This is a genomic window from Stenotrophomonas sp. CFBP 13724, assembly GCF_014841975.1.
Taxonomy (GTDB): Bacteria; Pseudomonadota; Gammaproteobacteria; order Xanthomonadales; family Xanthomonadaceae; genus Stenotrophomonas; species Stenotrophomonas lacuserhaii.
Genome location: NZ_JACYUW010000001.1, coordinates 1,092,465 through 1,114,385 on the forward strand (window position 1 = coordinate 1,092,465; position 21,921 = coordinate 1,114,385).

Genomic DNA, 21,921 nt, shown 5'->3' on the forward strand with positions numbered 1-21,921 from the left:
CATTACGCCCGGCCGACGGCCCTGATCCCAGCCGGATCAAGGGGTTGGCGGGTAAATGCAGGCCTCACAACGGCCCCGGCCCGGAAACCCTATGCGTCTTTCCACGATCAAGCTGTCCGGTTTCAAGTCCTTCGTTGATCCCACCACGCTGCATCTGCCGACCAACATGACCGGCGTGGTCGGACCGAACGGCTGTGGAAAGTCCAACATCATCGATGCCGTGCGCTGGGTGATGGGCGAAAGCTCGGCCAGCCGCCTGCGTGGTGACTCGCTGACCGATGTGATCTTCTCCGGCTCGGCCGCGCGCAAGCCGGTATCGCAGGCCACCGTAGAGCTGATCTTCGATAACAGCGACCACACCATTTCCGGTGAGTACGCCTCGTTCAACGAGATATCGGTCAAGCGCACGGTCAGCCGCGATGGCAGCAGCAACTATTACCTCAACGGCACCAAATGCCGTCGCCGCGACATCACCGACCTGTTCCTGGGCACCGGGCTGGGCCCGCGCAGCTATTCGATCATCGAGCAGGGGATGATCAGCCAGATCATCGAAGCCCGCCCTGAAGACCTGCGTGTCTACCTGGAAGAAGCCGCTGGCATCTCCAAGTACAAGGAGCGCCGCAAGGAAACCGAGACCCGCATCCGCCACACCCGCGAGAACTTGGACCGGCTGGGCGACCTGCGCGATGAAATCGGCAAGCAGCTTGAACACCTCAAGCGACAGGCGCGCCAGGCCGAGCAATACCAGACCCTGCAGGAGGAGCGCCGGGTCAAGGATGCCGAATGGAAAGCGCTGGAGTTCCGCGGCCTGGATGGCCGGCTCGGCAAGCTGCGCGAAGGGCTGTCACAGGAAGAGACCCGCCTGCAGCAGCTGATCGCCGAACAACGCGACGCGGAATCGCGGATCGAAACCTCGCGCGTGCGTCGCGAGGAGTCGGCCGAGGCGCTCAATGCCGCGCAGGCCGAGGTCTACCAGGTGGGCAGCATGCTGGCCCGGCTGGAACAGCAGATCCAGCACCAGCGTGAACTGTCGCAGCGCCTGCACAAGGCGCGCGACGAGACGCAGCAGGCGCTTGCCGAGCTCGGCCAGCACATCAGTGGCGACGAAGCCCGGTTGATGGTGCTGCGCGAGGCGGTGGATGCGGCCACCCCGCAGCTGGAACAGCTGCAGGAAGAGAACGAGATCAAGCAGGAGAGCCTGCGCGAAGCCGAAGCCCGGCTGGGTGACTGGCAGGCGCGCTGGGAACAGCACAGCAGCCAGAGTTCTGAAGCATCGCGTTCCGGTGATGTCGAACGCACCCGCGTGGACTACCTGGACCGGCAGGTGCTGGAAGCCGAACGGCGCCGCGAGACGCTGCAGTCCGAGCGCGCCGGCCTGGACGTGGATGCGCTGGAGGCAGCGTTCGAGCAACTGCACATCCAGCACGACACCCAGAAGACCGCGCTGGACGAGCTGGGCGAACAGGTTGAACTGCGCAAGCAGGAGGTCACGGCCGTGCAGGAGCGCCAGCGCGGCGCACAGAACGAACTGGCCGAACTGCGCAAGCAGGCCAATGGCGTGCGCGGCCGGTTGTCGTCGCTGGAAACCCTGCAGCAGGCCGCACTTGGCCAGGAGCAGGGCGCGGCGGTTGCCTGGTTGAAGGCGCGCGGGCTGGATTCGGCAAGCCGCGTCGGCGAGCGGTTGAAGGTTGAAGCGGGCTGGGAAAACGCGGTTGAAAGCGCGCTGGGTCAGTTGATCGAAGGCGTGCTGGTGGATGCGCCGGAACAGCTGGTGGATGCGCTGGGCGAGCTGGGTGATGGCCGCATCGCGCTGGTGGCCGACGACGAAGCGCCGTTGCAGGTGGCGCGCACCTCGCTGGCAGCCAAGGTACAGGGGCCGGCGGCCATCCGTCGCCTGCTGGCGCGCCTGCATGCGGCCGAAGACCTGGAACAGGCGCGCGCACTGCAGGCCACGCTGGGCGAGGGCGACTCGGTGATCACCCGCGGCGGCGAGCGGCTCGGTACGGGTTGGGTGAGGGTATCGCGCTCGGGCGCGGCCAAGCAGGGCGCGCTGCTGCGCGAGCGCGAAATCAACACGCTGCGCGAACAGATCGAACAGCTGCAGCAGCGCGAAGCCGAACTGGAGCAGTTGCTCGGCGGCTTCCGTGACCAGCTGCTTGCCGCCGAACAGCAGCGCGAAGACGTGCAGCGCGCCGTGTACCAGGTACACCGCGGCGTGTCCGAGCTGGCCGGCCAGCTGCAGGGCCAGCAGGGCAAGCTGGAATCGGCGCGCAGCCGCATCGACCGCATCGAAGGCGAGCTGGTGCAGCTGATGGAAACCCTGGAGCTGAACCGCGAGCAGGTGCGCGAGGCACGCGGCCGGCTGGATGACGCGGTCAGCAGCATGGGCGACCTGGAGTCGACCCGGCAGGCGCTGGAGAATGAACGCCGGCAGTTGACCGAGGCCCGTGACCGCGCCCGCGATGCGGCCCGCAGTGTGCGCGAAGCCGCCCATTCGCTGGCGCTGACACTGGAATCGCAGCGTGCCCAGGTGGCGTCGCTGAGCCAGGCGCTGGAACGCATGAGCAACCAGCGCGGCCAGCTGGATTCGCGCCTCGGCGAGCTGCACGCACAACTGGACGAAGGCGATACCCCGGTGGAATCGCTGCAGGCCGAACACCAGCATGCGCTGGAAGAGCGCGTCCGCGCCGATGGCATGCTGTCGCAGGCGCGCTCACTGCTGGATGGTATCGACGTGGAGCTGCGCGAGCTGGAGCAGACCCGCCACAAACGTGACGAGCAGGCGCTGGCCCAGCGCGAGCGCATTTCGCAGCGCCGGCTCGACCAGCAGGCGCTGGTACTCAATGCCGAGCAGCTGCAGGCGGCGGTGGAGAAGGCCGGCTTCGTCTTGCAGGAGGTCATCGCAACGCTGCCCGAGGACGCCCGCCTGGCCGACTGGGAGCAGACCGTGCAGCAGATCGATGCGCGCATGCGCCGGCTGGAACCGGTCAACCTGGCGGCGATCCAGGAATACGGCGAAGCTTCGCAGCGCTCGGAATACTTGGACGCGCAGAACCTGGACCTGAATACCGCGCTGGAGACGCTGGAAGATGCGATCCGCAAGATCGACCGCGAGACCCGCGGCCGCTTCAAGGACACCTTCGACCGGGTCAACGCCGGCGTGCAGGCGCTCTATCCGCGTCTGTTCGGCGGTGGCCATGCCTACCTGGAACTGACCGGCGAGGACCTGCTGGACACCGGCGTGACCATCATGGCGCGGCCACCGGGCAAGCGCGTTTCCAGCATTTCCCTGCTGTCCGGCGGTGAGAAGGCGATGACCGCGGTGGCGCTCGTCTTTGCGATCTTCCAGCTCAATCCGGCCCCGTTCTGCCTGCTCGACGAGGTGGACGCGCCGCTGGACGAAGCCAACGTCGGCCGCCTGGCCAACATGGTCAAGGAGATGAGCGAGAAGGTGCAGTTCCTGTTCGTCAGCCACAACAAGGCGACGATGGAGGCGGCGCACCAGCTCTCCGGCGTCACCATGCGCGAACCCGGGGTCAGTCGCCTGGTCAGCGTCGACCTGGAAGAGGCGGCGCGGCTGGCCGGCGCGGCCTGATACGCCGCGTGCACGGGGGATTGGTGCATTATTCGCGCCACCCCCGGTGCAAGAAGACCTGCATCGTGCCATTCTTGTCTGAACGTATTTAGCCGGAGACCCAACCGAATGTCCGACACCGCACTGCTGCGCATCGGCATCCTTACCGCCGGCCTGCTGTTGATCGCTGCGATCCTGTTGTTCGGCCGGCCGAAGAAGAAGACCCAGGGACGCCGTGTCGAAGGTGACCCCGGCGCCGATGGCGCACAGCGCCGCGAGCCGGTGCTGGGCGGCGGCGTCGACGCGGCGGGCGAGGAGCCGCGCGATCCCGCCGTTGACGGCGAGCAGGCCGAACTGGGGCTGTCAGACAGCGAAGCCAACGCCAACAGTGACCTCGGCAAGCGGGCCAGCCAGGATTTCGACAAGATCGTGTCGTTGTTCGTGGCCGCGCGCGCCGGCGAGCAGCTGCGTGGCGAAGACATCGTGGTGGCTGCGGAAAAGACCGGGCTGGTGTTCGGCCACATGAACGTGTTCCACCGGCTGGTCGAAGGCCACCCGGAGCGCGGTCCGATCTTTTCGATGGCCAGCATCATGAAGCCGGGCAGTTTCGACATGGGCACCATCCGTGAGATGGAAACCCCGGCGATCGCGTTCTTCCTGACCCTTCCGGCGCCGCTGACGGCGCTCGATTCCTGGGAAAAAATGCTGCCGACCGTGCAGCGCATGGCCGAACTGCTGGATGCCGTGGTGCTGGACGACAGCCGCAACGCGCTGGGTCGCCAGCGTATCGCGCACATCCGCGATGATCTGCGCGCCTACGACCGCCAGCACCAGGCGCCCCCGCTGACCAAGACGCCACGCTGGTAGGCGGGATGTTTCCGGCACGCAGGCCGGTGCCCGTGCGGAAGACCTCGCCGAAGCGTTCCGTTTCCGCTTCGCCGTGACGCGCCGCCGCGGCCTGCGCACGCCATGGACGGTAGAATCGCGGTCTGTACAGGAATCACCGGACCCGGCATGAACGTTACTCCCGCCCAGCGTATCGATACGCTTCGCCGTCAGCTTGCCAGCGCGAACGCGGCCTACAACGAGCGTGATGAGCTGCTGATCCCGGATGCCGATTACGACGCGCTGATGCGCGAGCTGGAGGCACTGGAGCAGGCGCATCCGGAACTTTCGACAGTGGACTCGCCCACGGCGAAGGTCGGCGCACGGCCGTCTTCGCGCTTCGCCGAAGTCACCCATGCGGTGCCGATGTTGTCGCTCGGCAATGCGTTCAGCGATGAGGAAGTCGCCGATTTCGTGCGTCGCATCAGCGAGCGGCTGCGGCGTCCGGCGCTCGCGTTCTCCGCCGAGCCGAAGCTGGATGGCCTGGCGATCAGCCTGCGCTACGAGGGCGGGCAGTTCGTGCAGGGCGCCACGCGCGGCGACGGCAGCAAGGGCGAAGACGTGACGGCCAACCTGCAGCAGATACGTGACATCCCGCACCGCCTGCACGGCGCCGGCTGTCCCGACGTGCTGGAAGTCCGCGGTGAGGTCTACATGGCACGCGCCGACTTCGAAGCGTTCAACGAGCGCGCGCGGCAGCAGGGCGGCAAGGTACTGGCCAATCCGCGCAACGCAGCGGCCGGGTCGCTGCGCCAGCTGGACCCGAAGATCAGCGCGCAGCGCCGGCTCAGCTTCTTCGCCTATGGCACCGGCGAAGTGGAGGGCGGCGAGCTGCCCGATACCCATTCCCGGACCCTGCAGCAGCTGCGCGGATGGGGCTTCCCGGTCAGCGAACTGTGCACGGTGGTGACCGGTACCGACGGCCTGCTGGCCTATTACCGCGACATCGGTGAACGCCGTGACGGCCTGGCGTTCGATATCGATGGCGTGGTCTACAAGCTGGATGACCGCGAAGGGCAACAGGCGATGGGCTTCGTCGCGCGGGCGCCGCGCTGGGCCATCGCGCACAAGTTCCCGGCGCAGGAGCAGAGCACCACGGTGGAGGCCATCGAGATCCAGATCGGGCGCACCGGTGCGGCCACGCCGGTGGCGCGCCTGGCGCCGGTTGCGGTGGCTGGGGTGATCGTCTCCAACGCCACCCTGCACAACGCCGACCAGATCGCGCGGCTGGATGTGCGCGTGGGCGACAGCGTGATCGTGCGGCGCGCCGGCGATGTGATTCCGGAGGTGGTCAGCGTGATCGCCGACCGCCGGCCTGCCGGCACCACGCCATGGACGATGCCGACCCACTGCCCGGTATGCGGGGCGGAAATCGTGCAGGAAGAAGGGGCGATTGCGTGGCGCTGTTCCGGCGAGCTGAGCTGCCCGGCGCAGCGCAAGGAGGCGATCAGCCATTTCGCTTCGCGTCGTGCAATGGACATCGACGGCCTGGGCGGAAAGTACATCGAGACCCTGGTGGATGCGGGCATCGTGCGCGGCGTGGCCGACCTGTACCGGCTGACCCGTGACACCCTGCTGCAGTTGAAACTGGTGCTGGATGCCGAGGATCCCTCCGCGCTGGCCGCCAGCTTCACCCCGCACCTGCCGCCCGATGGCAGTGGCGCAGTGCTCAACGGCGTGCTGAAGCTGGAGGCGAGCGATGACGGCTGGCGTGCGAAGGCGCTGGCCCAACCGATCACGTTCAGCTGGAACACGAAGAAGATCGCCACCCGCTGGGCCGACAACCTGGTTGCCGCCATCGAGGCCAGCCGCGAGGCGACGCTGGAGCGGCTGTTGTTCGCGCTCGGCATCGAGCACGTCGGCGAAAGCACGGCCAAAGCGCTGGCGCAGTGGTTCGGCGAGCTGGAACTGATCCGCCACCTGCCATGGCCGCTGTTCAAGCGGGTACCGGACATCGGCGGTGAAGTGGCACGATCGCTGGGTCATTTCTTTGAACAGCAGGGCAACCAGCAGGCCATCGACGATCTGCTGCAGGTCGGCCAGGTGCGCATCACCGATGAGCACCCGCCCAGCGGCAAACTGCGCGGAGGACTGGATCTTGCACAGCTGCTGGTGGAGGCCGAGATACCCGGCATCACCCGCCTGCGCGCGGAAAAGCTTGCCGCCGCGCTGAGCAGTGCGCAGTCGATACTGGATGCCGAACACGGCCAGTTCGTCAATGCCGGGCTGCCTGACGACACCGCGCGCGGCCTGGCGGGGTGGCTGGACAGCGAAGGCCACGGCGAGCTGCTGCTGCAGGCAGAAGCGAAGATGAAGGAGATCCTGCAGCGGGCGCCGCAGCAGGCAGAGCAGGCCGGCGGACCGTTGGAGGGCCAGACCGCCGTGCTGACCGGCACGCTGTCCGCGCTGACCCGCGATGCGGCCAAGGAGCGTCTGGAAGCGCTGGGCGCCAAGGTTGCCGGCAGCGTGTCGAAGAAGACCAGCTTCGTGGTCGCTGGCACCGAAGCCGGTTCCAAGCTGGACAAGGCGCAGTCGCTGGGCGTGCCGGTATGGGACGAAGACCAGCTGCTGGCCTTCCTCGCCGCCCACGAATGAAACGTATCAAAGCCGGGTGCCCGCCCGGCGGTACCCCTTGAAGGAGAGTTGCATGCAGACCGCAACGCTGGATTTCCGCATGGCCACCCGCGCCGATGAAGCGCCGTTGATCGCCCTGATGCGCGCGTTCTACATTGAAGACCAGATCGCGTTCGACGAGGCGCGCGTGCGCCGCGGCGTCGATGCACTGCTGGCCGACCCGCGCAACGGCGAGGTGCTGATGCTGCTGGACGAGAACGGCGCGGTCGGCGGTTACGTGGTGATCGCAATGGGCTTCAGCCTGGAGCAGGGCGGGCATTTCGCGCTGCTGGACGAGCTGTACCTGGCGCCGGGTGTACGCGGGCGTGGCCGTGGCCGGCAGGCGCTGGCGATCGTCGAGCAGCGTGCACGCGCACGCGGTGTTGAACGACTGCGGCTTGAAGTGAACCGCCACAACGAACTGGCGCGCCGGCTTTACACCGCCACCGGCTACATCGACGATACCCGCGACCTGATGACGCTGCCGCTGGACCATCCGCGCGACGGCCTGCTGTGAGCGCGCTGCTGCAGGCGCTGCGCCAGCGCGCCGCGCTCAACGCGATGCTGCGCCGCTTCTTCGCCCAGCGCGAGGTGCTGGAAGTGGAGACCCCGATCCTGTCGGCGGCAGGCAATACCGAGCCGAACATCGACAGTTTCCATACCGATTTCAGCGGCCATCGCGATGCCGGTGCGCGTCGTCGCTGGCTGCGTACCTCGCCGGAATTCCCGCTCAAGCGATTGCTCGCTGCCGGCGTGGGTGACTGTTACGAGCTCGGCCGGGTGTTCCGCAATGGCGAAGCAGGCGGCCGCCACAACCCGGAGTTCACCATGCTGGAGTGGTACCGGGTGGGCTGGGACCATCACCGGCTGATCGACGAAACCGCCTCGCTGGTGCAGCAGGCGCTGGCGTTGGTCGGGCGGGTGGCCACCCTGCAGGTGATCGACTACCGCACGCTGTACCTGCAGCGGGTCGGGGTGGATCCGTTCGAGGCCAGCATCGCCGAACTGCGGCTGCCACTGGCGGGCATCCAGATCGATGCGGCGGGCCTGGGGCGGGATGACTGGCTGGACCTGTTGATGACCCACTGCATCCAGCCGCACTTCGATGACACAGTGATGACCGTGGTACATGACTGGCCGGCCTCGCAGGCGGCGCTGGCGCGGATCCGCGACGATACGCCGCCGCGCGCGGAGCGCTTCGAGCTGTACCTGGGGCCGGTCGAGCTGGCCAATGGCTACCACGAACTCGGCGATGCGCAGGAGCAGCGCGCACGCTTCGAAGCCGACCATGTGCGTCGGCAGGCACGCGGGGATGTGTTGCCGCCGCTGGACGAAGCGCTGCTTGCGGCGTTGCCGGCGATGCCGTCCTGTGCCGGCGTCGCGGTAGGCGTGGATCGGCTGCTGATGGCCATGGGGCGTACCGCGCGGATCGCCGACGTGCTCGCATTTGATTTCAGTCGTGCCTGAACGTCGTAACCGGCGCTTGCGGGGCATTCGCGATGATGCTCTTATCACGCCGGTTGCCGCATGGTGGCAAACGAACCACGATGACAGGGCGGATGAGTCGTTGAACAAGTTGTTGGCAAGCACGGGGGCCTCGTTGGGCGCGCTGCTGCTCTGGACCGTGCTGCTGCCATCGGCGGCCGCGCAGGGGCAGGGCGGCTATGCCGGTGAGGTGGTGCGTTGCCAGTCGCGCGACCTCGGATGGGTGCACTGCAACATGGACGTGGAGGGCGGCGTGGAACTGGTCCGCCAGTTGTCCGACAACGCCTGCGTGCGGGGCAGTGAGTGGGGCACCGACCGTTCCGGCGTGTGGGTCACGCTGGGGTGCCGTGCTGAATTCCGCGCGCGCGGTAGCGCTGGCGCCGCAGCATCGGGTGCACCGGCCAAGGTCGTCAGGCGCGTGGTGCGCTGCGAATCCAACGGCCGCCCGCAGAGCTGTCCGGTGCGCCTGGAAGGTGCCCCGGTGCGCCTGCTGCGGCAGAACTCGCGCATGCCCTGCCGTGAAGGCCACAGCTGGGGTTATCGGCGCAACGAAATCTGGACCACGCGCGGTTGCGAGGGTGATTTCGAGATCGGCGCGGCGGACGGCAGTGGCTTCGTCGATGCGCCGCGCCGGCTCACCTGTGAATCCAAGGATCGGCGCCGGCGTTTCTGCGGGGCCTCCATCACTACCGGCGTCAACCTGCTCAAGCAGCTGTCCGGGCGTGCCTGCGAAGAAGGGCGCAACTGGGGCTGGGACAAGCGTGGGATCTGGGTGGACGACGGGTGCCGCGCCGAGTTCTCGGTGAACTGAGCGCGCATTACAATGGGCGCATGAACACGCCCACCGATATCGACTACGCCCGCTACGACCACATCCGCCCGATCCTGTGGACCGGCGATGCCCTGCAACTGCTGGACCAGCGCAAGCTGCCCTTCGTGGTGGAGCACGTGGCCTGCACCACCAGTGACGAGGTGGCCACCGCCATCCACGCGCTGACCGTGCGCGGCGCGCCGGCCATCGGCATCGCCGCCGCCTGGGGCGTGGTGCTGGCCGCCCGCGAGGTGCAGGCCGATGACGGCCCGCAGGCCCTGCAGAAGCTGGAACCCGCGCTGCAGCGCCTGAATGCATCGCGGCCGACGGCGGTGAACCTGGCCTGGGCGCTGGCGCGCATGCGCCGGGCGCTGGGCGCGGCAGGCAATGACTGGCAACAGGTGCTGGAACGCGAGGCCGAAGCCATCGCCACCGAAGACCTGGCGGCCAATCGGCACATGGGCGCACTGGGTGCCGGCCTGATCGACGCCGGCAGCGGCGTGCTGACCCACTGCAACACTGGGTCGCTGGCCACCGCCGGCTTCGGTACCGCACTGGGTGTGATCCGCGCCGGCATGGCCCAGCAGCGGATCGCCAAGGTGTTCGCCGGGGAGACCCGCCCGTGGCTGCAGGGCGCACGCCTGACCGTGTGGGAGCTTCAGCAGGATGGCATCGATGCCACCTTGATCGCCGATTCGGCCGCCTCGCACCTGATGAAGACCGGCGCGGTGCAGTGGGTGATCGTCGGCGCCGACCGGATCTGCGCCAACGGGGACACCGCCAACAAGATCGGCACCTACCAGCTGGCCATCGCCGCCCGCCACCATGGGGTGAAGTTCATGGTGGTGGCGCCGTCCTCGACCGTGGACATGGACACCGCCGACGGCGGCCAGATCGAGATCGAACAGCGTGATCCCGGCGAGTTGTACGGGGTCGGCGGCAGCCGCACCGTAGCCGACGGCATCGCCGCCTGGAACCCGGTGTTCGACGTGACCCCCGGGGAGCTGATCGACGCCATCGTGACCGAGCGCGGGGTCATCCTGGCGCCGACCGTGGCCAGCATGCGGGCCGCCTTCGGCTGATCCCGGGCGTGGCGGCGAAGCGGATAACCGGTCCCTAAGTTGCTGATTTCTTCCGGTAAAAAGCCGCTGAACAGGGGAGAAAATTCGCGTGGTGTGGTAGACTCCGCCAGTTAATCGAGATTCCGCCGCTGCCGCCCTGAAAAGGGAGTGGCGCGACGGACTGGACCGCTACCAGACAACGGAACCCGAATGGCAGAATCCGCCAAGGAAATCATCCAGGTCAACCTGGAAGACGAGATGCGCAAGAGTTACCTCGATTACGCGATGAGCGTGATCGTGGGACGCGCGTTGCCTGATGCGCGCGACGGCCTCAAGCCTGTGCATCGCCGTGTGCTGTTCGCGATGAGCGAGCTCAACGCACACGCCAACAAGCCTTATTTCAAGTCGGCGCGTATCGTCGGCGACGTCATCGGCAAGTACCACCCGCATGGCGACCAGTCGGTGTATGACACCCTGGTCCGCCTGGCGCAGCCGTTCGCGCTGCGCTACATGCTGGTCGATGGCCAGGGTAACTTCGGTTCCGTCGATGGCGACTCCGCCGCGGCCATGCGTTACACCGAAGCGCGCATGTCGCGCCTCGCGCATGAGCTGATGGCCGACATCGACAAGGAAACCGTCGATTTCCAGCTGAACTACGACGAAAAGGAAAGCGAGCCGACGGTCATGCCGACCCGGTTCCCGAACCTGCTGGTCAACGGTTCGGCCGGTATCGCGGTGGGCATGGCGACCAACATCCCGCCGCACAACCTGACCGAATCGATCAACGCCTGCATCGCCTTGATCGACAATCCGCAGATCGATGTCGATGGCCTGATGGAGTACATCCCGGGTCCTGATTTCCCCACCGCGGGCATCATCAACGGCACCGCCGGCATCATCGCCGGCTACCGCACCGGCCGTGGCCGCGTGCGCATCCGTGCCAAGGCGGACGTGGAAGTGGCCGACAACGGCCGCGAGTCGATCATCGTCACCGAAATTCCGTACCAGGTGAACAAGGCGCGTCTGATCGAGAAGATCGCCGAACTGGTCAAGGAAAAGAAACTCGAAGGCATCAGCGAACTGCGCGATGAGTCCGACAAGGACGGCATGCGCATCTACATCGAAATCAAGCGCGGCGAGTCGGCGGAGGTTGTCCTCAACAACCTCTACCAGCAGACCCAGATGGAGTCGGTGTTCGGCATCAACATGGTGGCGCTGGTCGACGGCCGTCCGCAGTTGCTGAACCTCAAGCAGATGCTGGAGGCGTTCGTCCGCCACCGTCGCGAAGTGGTGACCCGCCGCACCGTGTTCGAGCTGCGCAAGGCGCGCGCCCGTGCCCACGTGCTGGAAGGCCTGACCGTCGCGCTGGCCAACATCGACGAGATGATCGAGCTGATCAAGAGCTCGGCCAACCCGAACGAAGCCCGCGAGCGCATGCTGACGCGCGTGTGGGATCCGGGCCTGGTCGGTTCGCTGCTCGGCGCCGCCGGTGCCGAAGCGTCGCGTCCGGAAGACCTGCCCAAGGGCGTGGGGCTGATCGAAGGCGGCTACCAGCTGACCGAAGTGCAGGCCACGCAGATCCTGGAAATGCGCCTGCACCGCCTGACCGGGCTGGAGCAGGACAGGCTGACCGACGAATACAAGCAGCTGCTGGAAGTCATCGCCGGGCTGATCTACATCCTGGAAAACCCGGACCGCCTGCTCGAAGTGATCCGCGAGGAGCTGATCAACGTACGCGAGGAATTCGGCGACGCACGTCGTACCGAAATCCGCCACAGCGAAGAAGACCTGGACATCCTCGACCTGATCGCCCCGGAAGACGTGGTGGTCACCCTGTCGCATTCCGGCTATGCCAAGCGCCAGCCGGTCAGTGCCTACCGCGCGCAGCGTCGTGGCGGTCGTGGCCGCAGCGCGGCGTCGACCAAGGAAGAGGATTTCATCGAGCAGCTGTGGCTGGTCAACACGCATGACACACTGCTGACCTTCACCAGCGCCGGCAAGGTGTTCTGGCTGCCGGTGCACCAGTTGCCCGAGGCCGGTTCCAATGCGCGCGGGCGCCCGATCATCAACTGGATTCCGCTGGAACCGGGTGAGCGGGTGCAGGCGGTGCTGCCGGTGCGCGAGTATGCCGAAGGACAGTTCGTGTTCTTCGCCACCCGCAACGGCACGGTCAAGAAGACGCCGCTGGGTGAGTTCGCCTTCCGCCTGGCGCGTGGCAAGATCGCCATCAACCTGGACGACGGCGATGCCCTGGTGGGCGTCGGGCTGACCGATGGTGCACAGGACATCCTGCTGTTCGCCTCCAACGGCAAGACCGTGCGCTTCGGCGAAGACAAGGTCCGTTCGATGGGCCGTACCGCCACCGGCGTGCGCGGCATCAAGATGGCCAAGGGCGAAGAAGTGGTCAGCCTGATCGTCGCTGAAAGCGCAGGCGGGATCGAAGACGAGAACGAGGACGACACCAGCATCGACGACACCAGCGTGGACAACGGCGATGCCGTGGTCGAGGTCGGTGACGAGGCGGGCATGAAGTTCATCCTGACCGCGACCGAAAACGGCTACGGCAAGCGCACCCCGCTGCCGGAGTACCCGCGCAAGGGACGTGGCACGCAGGGCGTGATCGGCATCCAGACCACCGAGCGCAACGGCAAGCTGGTCGCTGCGGTGCTGATGGGGCCGGCCGACGAAGTGCTGCTGATCTCCGACGGTGGCACCCTGGTGCGGACGCGTGGCTCGGAAATCAGCCGGGTCGGCCGCAACACCCAGGGCGTCACCCTGATCCGCCTGTCCAAGGAAGAGAAGCTGCAGGCCGTGGAGCGGATGGATGCCTTCATCGAAGCCGACGAGGAGCAGGATGGGGTGGTCGACGCTGCGGCGATCGAGCCGGCGGCTGCTACCCCGGCCGCAACGGACGAGACACCCTCGCAGGACTGACCGCGCTCTTGGTGGTCAACGGAAGACGCCGGCCCCGTGCCGGCGTTTTTCGTTACGGAGGATCGGTAGTGTCGAGCTTGCTCGACACCGCGGTATTGCCCCACATTGCGGTGCGCGCCTTCCGGCACCTCGCCATGGCTTTCGCCGCGCATGCGGGAGCCATGTCCAGTCAGCTTCGCATCGGACGGGTTTCGCTCACGGGGAACTACTACTCCATCACCACTGTCACGGCGCAACGGTCGCCTTGCTTCGTTGATCCCACGCTGGCCGCGCTGATGATTGAACAGCTTGGGCAATGCGATCGGTTCGGCCTGACGCGCTCCTTCGCTCGAGTGGTCATGCCAGACCATCTGCATTGGGAGATGCAACTGAAAGAGGGCACGCTGTCGCGGTGCGTGCAGTCATTGAAATCCCGGTCCGCGATCGCCATCAATTCGGCGCGCGTGGGCGAAGGAACGGTATGGCAACGGGGCTACTACGATCATCTCATCCGGGACGGCAACGACGTTCGGGCGCAGGCCTTGTATGTCATGGCCAACCCGGTACGGGCGGGATTGGCTGAACGGATCGGCGCGATCCTTGGGCCTGGTGCCGATGGCCGCTGTCGTAGTGTCGAGCTTGCTCGACACCCGGCGATCGAGCAAGCCCGACGCCTACAACGCTGGTGCCGGGCATGACGCCAATGCGCGCGCAGCGCGCTCCGCGACGCGGTAATCTTGCAGTCCGCTGTTGAAGGAATTCCCTGTGCGTACCGTGCACGCTCTGCGTTATGTCACTCCGCTCCGCGAAGGCGGGTCGTTGCCGGCGATCGTCGAAACCGACGATGACGGCATGGTCGTGCTCAAGTTCCGTGGTGCGGGCCAAGGGCCGAAGGCGCTGATCGCCGAGCTGATCGCCGGGGAGATGGCACGCACGCTGCAGCTTCCGCTGCCGGAGATCGTGTTCGTCGGACTGGATGCCGAGTTCGCCCGCACCGAGCCCGATCCGGAAATCCAGGAGCTGATCCGCGCCAGCGAAGGCCTCAACCTGGGCAGTGATTACCTGCCCGGTGCGATCAACTACGACCCGGCCGCGATGCCGGTGGATGCGGAGCTGGCCTCGCGGATCGTCTGGTTCGATGCGCTGACCAGCAACGTGGACCGCACCGCGCGCAACCCGAACCTGATGGTGTGGCACCGCAAGCTGTACCTGATCGACCACGGTGCGGCGATGTACTTCCACCACGATTGGGCGACCGCCGGGCAGGCCTGCGAAAAACCGTTCGTGCTGATCCGCGATCACGTCCTGCTGCCGTTCGCCAGCCGGATCGCCGAGGTCGACGCCGGACTGGCAGCGCGCCTGCCGGATCACGAAATCGAACGCATCGTCAGCCTGGTGCCGGACGCCTGGCTGGTCGACGAGCCTGCGTTTGACACGCCGGCCGCGTACCGCCAAGCGTATATCGACTACTTCATCCATCGCCTGCGCGTGCGCGCCGTCTTCGTCCAGGAGGCCGTCCGTGCCCACGCTGCATACGTATGATTACGCGGTGATCCGGGTCGTTCCCCGGGTCGAGCGCGAAGAGTTCATCAATGTTGGAGTCATCGTCTCCTGCCCGGGGGCAAGGCACCTGGAAGCGGCTATCGAGATCGATCCGGCGCGCCTGCATGCCTTTGCCCCCAGCCTGGACCTGGAGGCGTTGCGGCCTTGGCTGGATGCCATCGTGGCGATCTGCCGCGGCGATGCCGGCGCCGGCCCGATCGCGCAGTTGCCGGCGCGTGCGCGCTTCCACTTCCTCACCGCCAAGCGCAGCTCGGTGGTACAGATGTCGAGCACGCATGTCGGGCGCACGGCAGACCCGGCGGGCGTGGTGGAACACCTGCTGACGAAGATGGTGCGCGTGCCGAAGGGGTGAGCCCACTCGGCCCGCTGCGCTCGCCGACCATGGGTCGGCGGTACCGGGCTTGCAGGGGTAGCGTCAGGTCCTGCGTGCATACCAGGATGGCCGGGAACGCCGAGGGCAGCACGGAGCCGATGAACACCGCCAGCACCCCGGTCCAGGCCCAGTACTTCCGTTGATCATGGCGCGTGCGCGCGCACGTGCTCGATCAGCGCGCGCAGCTTGGCCGGTTGGTTGTGCCGGTTCGGGAAATACAGGAAAAAGCCTGGGAAAGGCGGCAGGTAGTCGTCCAGCATGGTGACCAGTTCGCCACGCGCCAGGTACGGCGCAAAGGTCTCCTGCATGCCGAAGGTGATGCCGCAGCCGGCCAGTGCGGAGCGCACCATCAGCAGCATGTCATTGGTGGTCAGCTGCGGCGCCACGGTCACGTCGAATTCGCGGCCGTCTTCAACGAACTCCCACCGGTACGGGGCCACCTCCGGTGAGGGGCGCCAGCCGATGCAGCGGTGCCGGGCAAGCTCACGCGGGTGGGCCGGCGTACCGTGCTCGGCCAGGTAGGCCGGCGTGGCCACCACGACTTCGCGCTGCGGTCCGGTCAGGGGAATGGCCACCATGTCCTGTTCGATCACCTGTCCCAGCCGCACGCCGGCATCGAAGCCGGCCGCTACGATGTCCGACTCGTCATCGGTGACGGTGACATCCAGGGTGATGCCGGGGTAGTGGTGCAGGAAGTCGGCGATCAACGGGCCGGACAGGAAGCGCTCGGCGATGGAGGTCACCGCGACCCGCAGCAGGCCGTGCGGCTGGCCGTCGCTGGCGGTGTCTTCAATGGCCGCGGCGACCACGCTCAGCGGGCCGGCAATCTGCCGGTGCAGCTGTTCACCGGCTTCGGTCAGCCGCACGCTGCGGGTGGAGCGCTGCACCAGCGCAATGCCCAGGCTGTCTTCCAGGCGTCGGATGCCTTGGCTCACGGCAGACCGGGTAACTCCCAGGCGATCGGCGGCCACGCGGAAATTGTGGCCTTCGGCAACGGCCAGGAACAGGCGCAGCAGATTGAGGTCGGTGTCCATTGGTTATCGATACTAACCATTCTGTCCAGCAGGCGGGTAATACCGTGGACGCCCGTCTCTTCGTAGGCTGGCAGCTCCTTCGAACAGACAGCTTCCAGGAGCCTGCCATGAACCTGATAACCGACAAAATCATCGTCATCACCGGCGCCAGCAGCGGCATCGGCGAAGCCACCGCCCGCCTGCTCGCGCGCAGCGGCGCCACCGTGGTGCTGGGCGCCCGCCGCCTGGACCGCCTGCAGCAGCTGGTGGCCGAGATCCAGGCCGAGGGCGGCACGGCGGTCGCGTACGCGCTGGATGTCACCGCGCGCGAGCAGGTGCAGGTGCTCATCGACCGTACCGTTGCCGCGTACGGACGGGTCGACGTGATCATCAACAATGCGGGCGTGATGCCGCTGTCACCGTTGGCCGCGTTGAAGGTGGACGAGTGGGACCGGATGATCGACGTCAACATCCGTGGCGTGCTGCACGGTATCGCCGCAGTGCTGCCGCAGATGCAGGCGCAGGGCCACGGCCAGGTGATCAACATCGCCTCGATCGGTGCGCATGCGGTGTCGCCCACCGCAGCAGTCTACTGCGCTACCAAGTACGCAGTCTGGGCGATCTCCGAAGGTCTGCGCCAGGAGAGTCCTGCGATCCGGGTGACCACGATCAGCCCGGGCGTCACCACCTCCGAACTGGCCGAGAGCATCTCCGATGCGCAGGGGCGCGAGGAAATGCGCAGCTTCCGCGCCACCGCCATTCCCGCAGAGGCGGTGGCGCGCGCGATCGGGTTTGCCATCGCGCAGCCGGCCGACGTGGATACCAGCGAGATCATCATCCGGCCCACCGCCAGCCCGCACTGAGGTCGACGCCCGAGCTCAGGCCGGAACCGGGGCGTCCGCCGCGATCAGCTTGAGCTGCTTCAGCTCGGCCCAGAAGTCGGCGGGGATCGCGATCGCCATCGATTCCACGTTGGCACGCACCTGCTCCGGCGTGCGTGCGCCGGGGATGATCGAAGACACCACGTCCGGTGCATCGGCGAATTGCAGGGCGGCGGTGCGGATGTCGATGCCATGGCGCTGGCAGACCTCGGCGATCTTCGCGCGCTTGGCCGGTGCCCATTCCGGGATCGGACTGCCATACAGATAGCGCTCGCGGCCGGTGAGATAGCCGGCCAGCAGCGGCGAGCCGACCATCACCGACACGCCTTTTTCCGCCAGCCTGGGGAAGGTGTCGTGCAGGGTCGTTTCGTGATCCAGCAGCGAGTACTGGCAGGCCAGCAGCATGATGTCCGGATCCGCTTCGGCCACCGCGCGCAGTGCTGGCTGCGGCCGGTTCACGCCGAAGCCCCAGCCCTTGATCAGGCCTTCTTCGCGCATCTTCGTCAGTTCGGGCATGGCGCCGCGCAGGGCCTCGGAAAAACGCTGTTCCCACGGCATGCCGAGGTCTTTTTCGTTCTCTGGCGACAGGTCATGGATGTAGACAATGTCCAGCTGGGAGACGCCAAGCCGGTTGAGGCTGTCTTCGACCGAACGCCGCGCGCCGTCCGCGGAGTAGTCATAGCGATAGCGGAACGGGGCAGGATCATGCCAGTTGGTTTTCTGCAGCGGGCCGGCGGTGCCGGTGAGCAGGCGGCCGACCTTGGTGCTCAGCGTGTACTGGTCCGCCGGGTGGGTATGCAGCTCATGGCCCATCCGCCGTTCGCTCAGGCCCAGCCCGTACCACGGCGAGGTATCAAACAGGCGCACGCCCGCCGCCCAGGCAGCCGCCATCGTGGCATCGGCGGCATCGCGGGTGGTCGGTGCCAGACTGCCACCGAGCGGGGCGCCGCCCAGTCCGAATCGGGTGGGTGGACGATAGCGGCTGCCCTTCGGGGTGACCTGCGGGGCGGTCTGGTTGCCACGGCGCGGCGTGCCGCGGGTGGGCAGCACGCTGCCCGGTGCCGGCGATTGGGCGAACAGCGGAGAGGCGGCCATCATCGCCGCACTGGCCGCGGCAATCGAAAGAAACTGACGACGTGAGTTCACTGGTGTCTCCTGTGGAGGAAGGCGTTCAGGGCGCTCGCAAGCCGTTCGACGATAGCGTGGGGGCGTGTCAACGCGGTGGGAATGGGATAGCGCAGGCATGGGTAGTGACGGCCGCCGGCCGTCAGCTCCTGCCGTCGGTGGGTGACGCCCGTTGGTCGTCACGCTCTTGGCTTTCCGCTGCGCTCGCCGAGCGTGGCTCGGCGCTACCAGGGCGCGTGCGGTTGCGGCGTCAGCGCGCCAGCAGGCGCGCGTACAACGCGGCACCGTAATGCGGCGCATGCAGGGGCGCGCGCAGCACGAAGTCCGGGCTCGCCGCGTGCAGCGCGGCGGCGAAGGGGCGCATCAACGCATCGCCGGCACTGAACGCGCCGCCCGACCACGACAGCGGCACCGGCTCGCGGGGCTGGAAGCCCAGGGTGACCCTCAAGGCCTCGCCGATGGTCGCCAGTTCCTGCCCGGCACGCTCGAAGATCGACGCCGCCACCGCATCGCCGGCCAGCGCGGCCTGCGATACCAGCGGCGAGAGCTGCGCCAGTTCGCCACGCGAGCCATGGCCTTCACCATATACATGCGCGCAGATGTCCAGGTCGTGCTCGCCCAGCTTGAAATGTTCACGCAGGATCGCGTGCAACGGGCCGCGCGGCAGCCGCCCGTCACTCATCCGCGAGAACGCGTTCAGGCCCTGCACGGCAATCCAGTACGCAGAACCCTCATCAGAAAACGCTTCGCCCCAGCCTCCCGCGCGCGCCGATGCGGCGCCGCGGCGTCCATACCCCATCGAGCCGGTGCCGGCGATGATGTTGATGCCGTCGGCGCAGGCCAGCGAGCCGGCCCAGCCGCAGACCATGTCGTTGTCGCAGGCATAGCGCGCATGCCCCAGCACCTGGCCGGGAATCGCCTGCAGCAGGGCAGTGGCGCGACTGTCTTCGCCGTACGCCGGAAGCCCGAAGAACGCCTGGGTGATATCGGCGTTGTTCGCCTGGACCTGCGCCAGCACCGCCGCGATACCTTCGTCGAGGATCGCGTGCACGCCGTCCAGCCCCACCTGCGGATGGTAGGTGGTGCCCAACTGGGCTTCGGCGAGCAGGCCGGCCTGCGCGCCGATCAGCGCAAACCGGGTCTTGGTGCCGCCGCCGTCCACGCCCAGGTAGAGCGGGCCGGTCATGCGTCCAGCGCGTACAGCTGCACGCCCTGTACCACGCGGTTGACGATGCCGGCCGGGTTCGGATTATCCGGCGTCACGCCGCGTTCCAGAGAATGCAGCAGCGCGTAGATCTGCGCGGCGGCGACATACGGCCACAGCAGGTCCACGTCTTCGGCGCGCTCCATTCCATGCACGGCCAGGGTGTCGTTGAGCGCTCCGGCGCGCGGCTGGGCGCTGATCTCGACCACCCGCGCCGCACAGCCATCGCGGCGCAGTTCGTCGATCAGGTCATGGTCGTAGCGGCGGGTATACGGATCGTTGGACACGAACACGATCACCAGGGTGGTGTCGGTGACAAAGGTCTTCGGACCGTGGCGGAAGCCGAGCGGCGAATCGAAACAGGTCACTACCGCGCCATTGGTCAGCTCGCCCAGCTTGAGCGTGGCTTCGCGCGCCAGCCCCTGCAGCAGTCCGCTGCCGAGATAGACCACGCGGTCGTGACAGGCTGCGGCGAGTTCCTGCAGCAGCGGCATCGCGCCTTCGATCACGCCGTCTGTGGCGGTGGAGATCGCTCCGATGCGGCCATCCAGCGCCGCAGCCGGCGACAGCGCGGCAAGGGTTGCATACATCATGCAGCTGAAGCTGGAGGTCATCGCGAAGCTGGTGTCGTGGGTCTGCTCGGGCAGCAGCAGCGTCATCGCCTGCGCGACCGGGATGCGCGCCAGCGCACCGGCCGGGTTGCAGGTCACCACCAGATGGCGGATGTCGCTCACCAGCGCTTCGGCCAGTTCCACCGCAGCCAGGCTTTCCGGACTGTTGCCGGAGCGGCCGAAGGACACCAGCAGCAGCGGTTGGCCCGGATCCAGGTACAGCTGCGGGGCGCAGACGATGTCGGTGGTGGGCACCGCCTCCACGCGCGCGGCGAGCTGGCGGTCCAGCAGCGGTGCCAGGCATTGGCCGATATAGGCCGAGGTGCCGGCACCGGTCAGGATCACGCGCGCCTTGGGATCGTCCACCAGCGGGGCGATGAAGGCACGCAGCTGCACGGCCAGCGAAGCCACCAGCGCATGGGTGGCCTGCAGCATGGCCGGCTGCTGGGCGATCTCGCGCGCCGTCCACAACGCGCCCTTCGCCTCCAGCAGGGGTTCCGGGAAGCCGAGGATTTCAGGAGAGGTCATGGTCTTGGCATGCATGGTGGTAGTCATCGAGGACAGCGCTGATATGGGCCATGGCCAGGGACTGCGGATCGAACGTAGCAGTTCCATCGCGCACTGCGTGCAGGGCATGGGGTAGGTATTGGCTGATGAGCGGCAGCGGCGGCGGATCGGCACGCAGGTTGTCGAACAGCTGCACGCGCGCAGCTTCAATGGCGGTGTCCGGCCAGTAGTAGCGGATGCGGTCGCTGAGGCTGTACTGCAGGTCGGTGGACAGCGCACGTCCAGCGCCATGGTAGTAGCGCTGCCAGTAGCCCGGCGCCTCCTGCATGCGGCGCAGGGTGACTTCGCGCAGGCGCGCGCGCTTGCCATCCTCGATCCACTCGCGTTCGATCGCATCCAGTGCCCACAGCGCTTCACGCAGGGCGAAGGTCAGGCCCGGGCCGACCTTCAGGATCGCGAAGTGGTCGCGCACCAATGCGGTCAGCGCGTCGCGGGTCTGGTAGTCGGTCGAATGCGCTTCGAACACCAGCCGCGGCACGGTGGTGACCGAGTGGCTGAGCGGCTGCGCCTTGTCGCTGTCGTAGTCGATGACATCGTGGTGGTCGAACTCCACGCCCGGCTGCACCACCGAGGCCAGCACGCGCTGCCAGGCGGCGTCCAGTCCGGCTTCGGCGAAGGCCACCCGGTGCGCCTCGATGGTGGTCAGCGCCGCTGCCGGAGTGGTCAGGGCGAGGCCATCGATGGCCTCAGTGGCGCCGCCCGGCACCGGCACCTCAGTGCCGATCACATACACCGGCGCCTCGCCACCCACGCGGGCCCAGGCGTCTTCGGCGGCGCGGCACAGGCGCACCGCGCGGCGCACGATCTCCGCTTCGGGCAGCGGCTCCGGATCGCCCTTGCAGGCCATCGAACAATCCAGGTGGATCTTGCGGAAGCCGGCAGCCACGTACTCGGCCACCATCGCCTCGGCCTTGTCCATCGCCGCGCCTGCATCGAGTGACGTCCACGGATTCGGGCCGAGATGGTCGCCGCCAAGGATCAGCCGCTCGATATCGAAACCCACCTGCGCGGCGATGCCATGCACGAAGCGCACGAAATCGGCCGCGCGCATCCCGGTGTAGCCGCCGTCCTGGTTGACCTGGTTGCAGGTTGCTTCGAACAGCAGCAACGCCTGGCCGCTGCGCTGGGCGTGGCGCAGGCTGGCTTCGATGACGAGGGGATGGGCCGAGCAGATCGAGGTCACGCCGATGGCGTGGCCCTGCCGATGCCGCGCGACCAGGTCGAGCAGTGCGTGCATGGGGG

17 protein-coding genes are annotated in these 21,921 nt (G+C 67.2%); 12 read left to right on the top strand and 5 right to left on the bottom strand.

Annotated features, from left to right (window positions below):
• The first annotated feature begins 91 nt into the window (after nucleotides 1-91).
• The 11 genes from smc to IFT63_RS04825 all read left to right on the top strand — a co-directional run bounded on the left by smc (nucleotide 92) and on the right by IFT63_RS04825 (nucleotide 15,257).
• Nucleotides 92-3,595, top strand: coding sequence for a chromosome segregation protein SMC (gene smc, locus IFT63_RS04775; RefSeq protein ID WP_192083390.1), 3,504 nt, complete (start codon nucleotides 92-94; stop codon nucleotides 3,593-3,595).
• Nucleotides 3,596-3,703: 108 nt separating this feature from the next.
• Entirely contained in the window at nucleotides 3,704-4,441 is a 738-nt protein-coding gene (zipA, locus tag IFT63_RS04780) for a cell division protein ZipA (RefSeq protein ID WP_182656776.1), read from the top strand.
• A 147-nt stretch (nucleotides 4,442-4,588) separates the two neighbouring features.
• Nucleotides 4,589-7,054 (top strand): NAD-dependent DNA ligase LigA, encoded by a 2,466-nt coding sequence (gene ligA, locus IFT63_RS04785; protein ID WP_192083391.1) that lies wholly within the window; start codon nucleotides 4,589-4,591, stop codon nucleotides 7,052-7,054.
• A gap of 52 nt (nucleotides 7,055-7,106) precedes the next feature.
• Nucleotides 7,107-7,589: a GNAT family N-acetyltransferase gene (locus IFT63_RS04790; protein ID WP_192083392.1), complete on the top strand. Its 483-nt coding sequence runs from the start codon at nucleotides 7,107-7,109 to the stop codon at nucleotides 7,587-7,589.
• Nucleotides 7,586-8,539: an EF-P lysine aminoacylase EpmA gene (epmA, locus tag IFT63_RS04795; protein ID WP_320505873.1), complete on the top strand. Its 954-nt coding sequence runs from the start codon at nucleotides 7,586-7,588 to the stop codon at nucleotides 8,537-8,539. Before IFT63_RS04790 ends, epmA begins: the two co-directional genes overlap by 4 nt.
• A gap of 157 nt (nucleotides 8,540-8,696) precedes the next feature.
• Nucleotides 8,697-9,368 carry a DUF3011 domain-containing protein gene (locus IFT63_RS04800; RefSeq protein WP_042613992.1) on the top strand — a complete coding sequence of 224 codons (672 nt, stop codon included), beginning with the start codon at nucleotides 8,697-8,699 and terminating at the stop codon, nucleotides 9,366-9,368.
• A 20-nt stretch (nucleotides 9,369-9,388) separates the two neighbouring features.
• Nucleotides 9,389-10,450, top strand: coding sequence for an S-methyl-5-thioribose-1-phosphate isomerase (gene mtnA, locus IFT63_RS04805; protein WP_192083393.1), 1,062 nt, complete (start codon nucleotides 9,389-9,391; stop codon nucleotides 10,448-10,450).
• A 189-nt stretch (nucleotides 10,451-10,639) separates the two neighbouring features.
• Nucleotides 10,640-13,363 carry a DNA gyrase subunit A gene (gyrA, locus tag IFT63_RS04810; RefSeq protein ID WP_192083394.1) on the top strand — a complete coding sequence of 908 codons (2,724 nt, stop codon included), beginning with the start codon at nucleotides 10,640-10,642 and terminating at the stop codon, nucleotides 13,361-13,363.
• A 68-nt stretch (nucleotides 13,364-13,431) separates the two neighbouring features.
• Nucleotides 13,432-14,040, top strand: coding sequence for a transposase (locus IFT63_RS04815; RefSeq protein ID WP_342450462.1), 609 nt, complete (start codon nucleotides 13,432-13,434; stop codon nucleotides 14,038-14,040).
• 67 nt (nucleotides 14,041-14,107) lie between these two features.
• Entirely contained in the window at nucleotides 14,108-14,884 is a 777-nt protein-coding gene (locus IFT63_RS04820; protein ID WP_192084138.1) for a HipA family kinase, read from the top strand.
• The gene (locus tag IFT63_RS04825) at nucleotides 14,862-15,257 is read left to right on the top strand and encodes a DUF3037 domain-containing protein (protein WP_192083395.1); all 396 of its coding nucleotides are present in this window, start codon (nucleotides 14,862-14,864) and stop codon (nucleotides 15,255-15,257) included. Before IFT63_RS04820 ends, IFT63_RS04825 begins: the two co-directional genes overlap by 23 nt.
• 164 nt (nucleotides 15,258-15,421) lie before the next feature.
• Here the strand turns inward: IFT63_RS04825 and IFT63_RS04830 are convergent, their stop codons facing one another.
• Nucleotides 15,422-16,312: a LysR family transcriptional regulator gene (locus IFT63_RS04830; protein ID WP_192083396.1), complete on the bottom strand. Its 891-nt coding sequence runs from the start codon at nucleotides 16,310-16,312 to the stop codon at nucleotides 15,422-15,424.
• 107 nt (nucleotides 16,313-16,419) lie between these two features.
• Here IFT63_RS04830 and IFT63_RS04835 point away from each other — a divergent pair, with 107 nt between their 5' ends.
• Nucleotides 16,420-17,154, top strand: a complete 735-nt coding sequence (locus IFT63_RS04835; RefSeq protein ID WP_192083397.1) for an SDR family oxidoreductase — start codon at nucleotides 16,420-16,422, stop codon at nucleotides 17,152-17,154.
• Between the two features lie 15 nt (nucleotides 17,155-17,169).
• Here the strand turns inward: IFT63_RS04835 and IFT63_RS04840 are convergent, their stop codons facing one another.
• From IFT63_RS04840 to IFT63_RS04855, 4 genes are all read right to left on the bottom strand, one after another.
• On the bottom strand, nucleotides 17,170-18,318 hold the full coding sequence (locus tag IFT63_RS04840; protein ID WP_192083398.1) for an aldo/keto reductase: 1,149 nt from the start codon (nucleotides 18,316-18,318) through the stop codon (nucleotides 17,170-17,172).
• Between the two features lie 229 nt (nucleotides 18,319-18,547).
• A complete protein-coding gene (locus tag IFT63_RS04845) occupies nucleotides 18,548-19,483 on the bottom strand; it encodes a BadF/BadG/BcrA/BcrD ATPase family protein (protein WP_192083399.1) in 936 nt (311 codons plus the stop codon).
• The gene (locus IFT63_RS04850) at nucleotides 19,480-20,640 is read right to left on the bottom strand and encodes an SIS domain-containing protein (protein ID WP_192083400.1); all 1,161 of its coding nucleotides are present in this window, start codon (nucleotides 20,638-20,640) and stop codon (nucleotides 19,480-19,482) included. Before IFT63_RS04850 ends, IFT63_RS04845 begins: the two co-directional genes overlap by 4 nt.
• Nucleotides 20,627-21,916, bottom strand: a complete 1,290-nt coding sequence (locus IFT63_RS04855) for a D-tagatose-bisphosphate aldolase, class II, non-catalytic subunit (RefSeq protein WP_192083401.1) — start codon at nucleotides 21,914-21,916, stop codon at nucleotides 20,627-20,629. The genes IFT63_RS04850 and IFT63_RS04855 overlap by 14 nt, the downstream gene beginning before the upstream one ends.
• Nucleotides 21,917-21,921 lie beyond the last annotated feature (5 nt).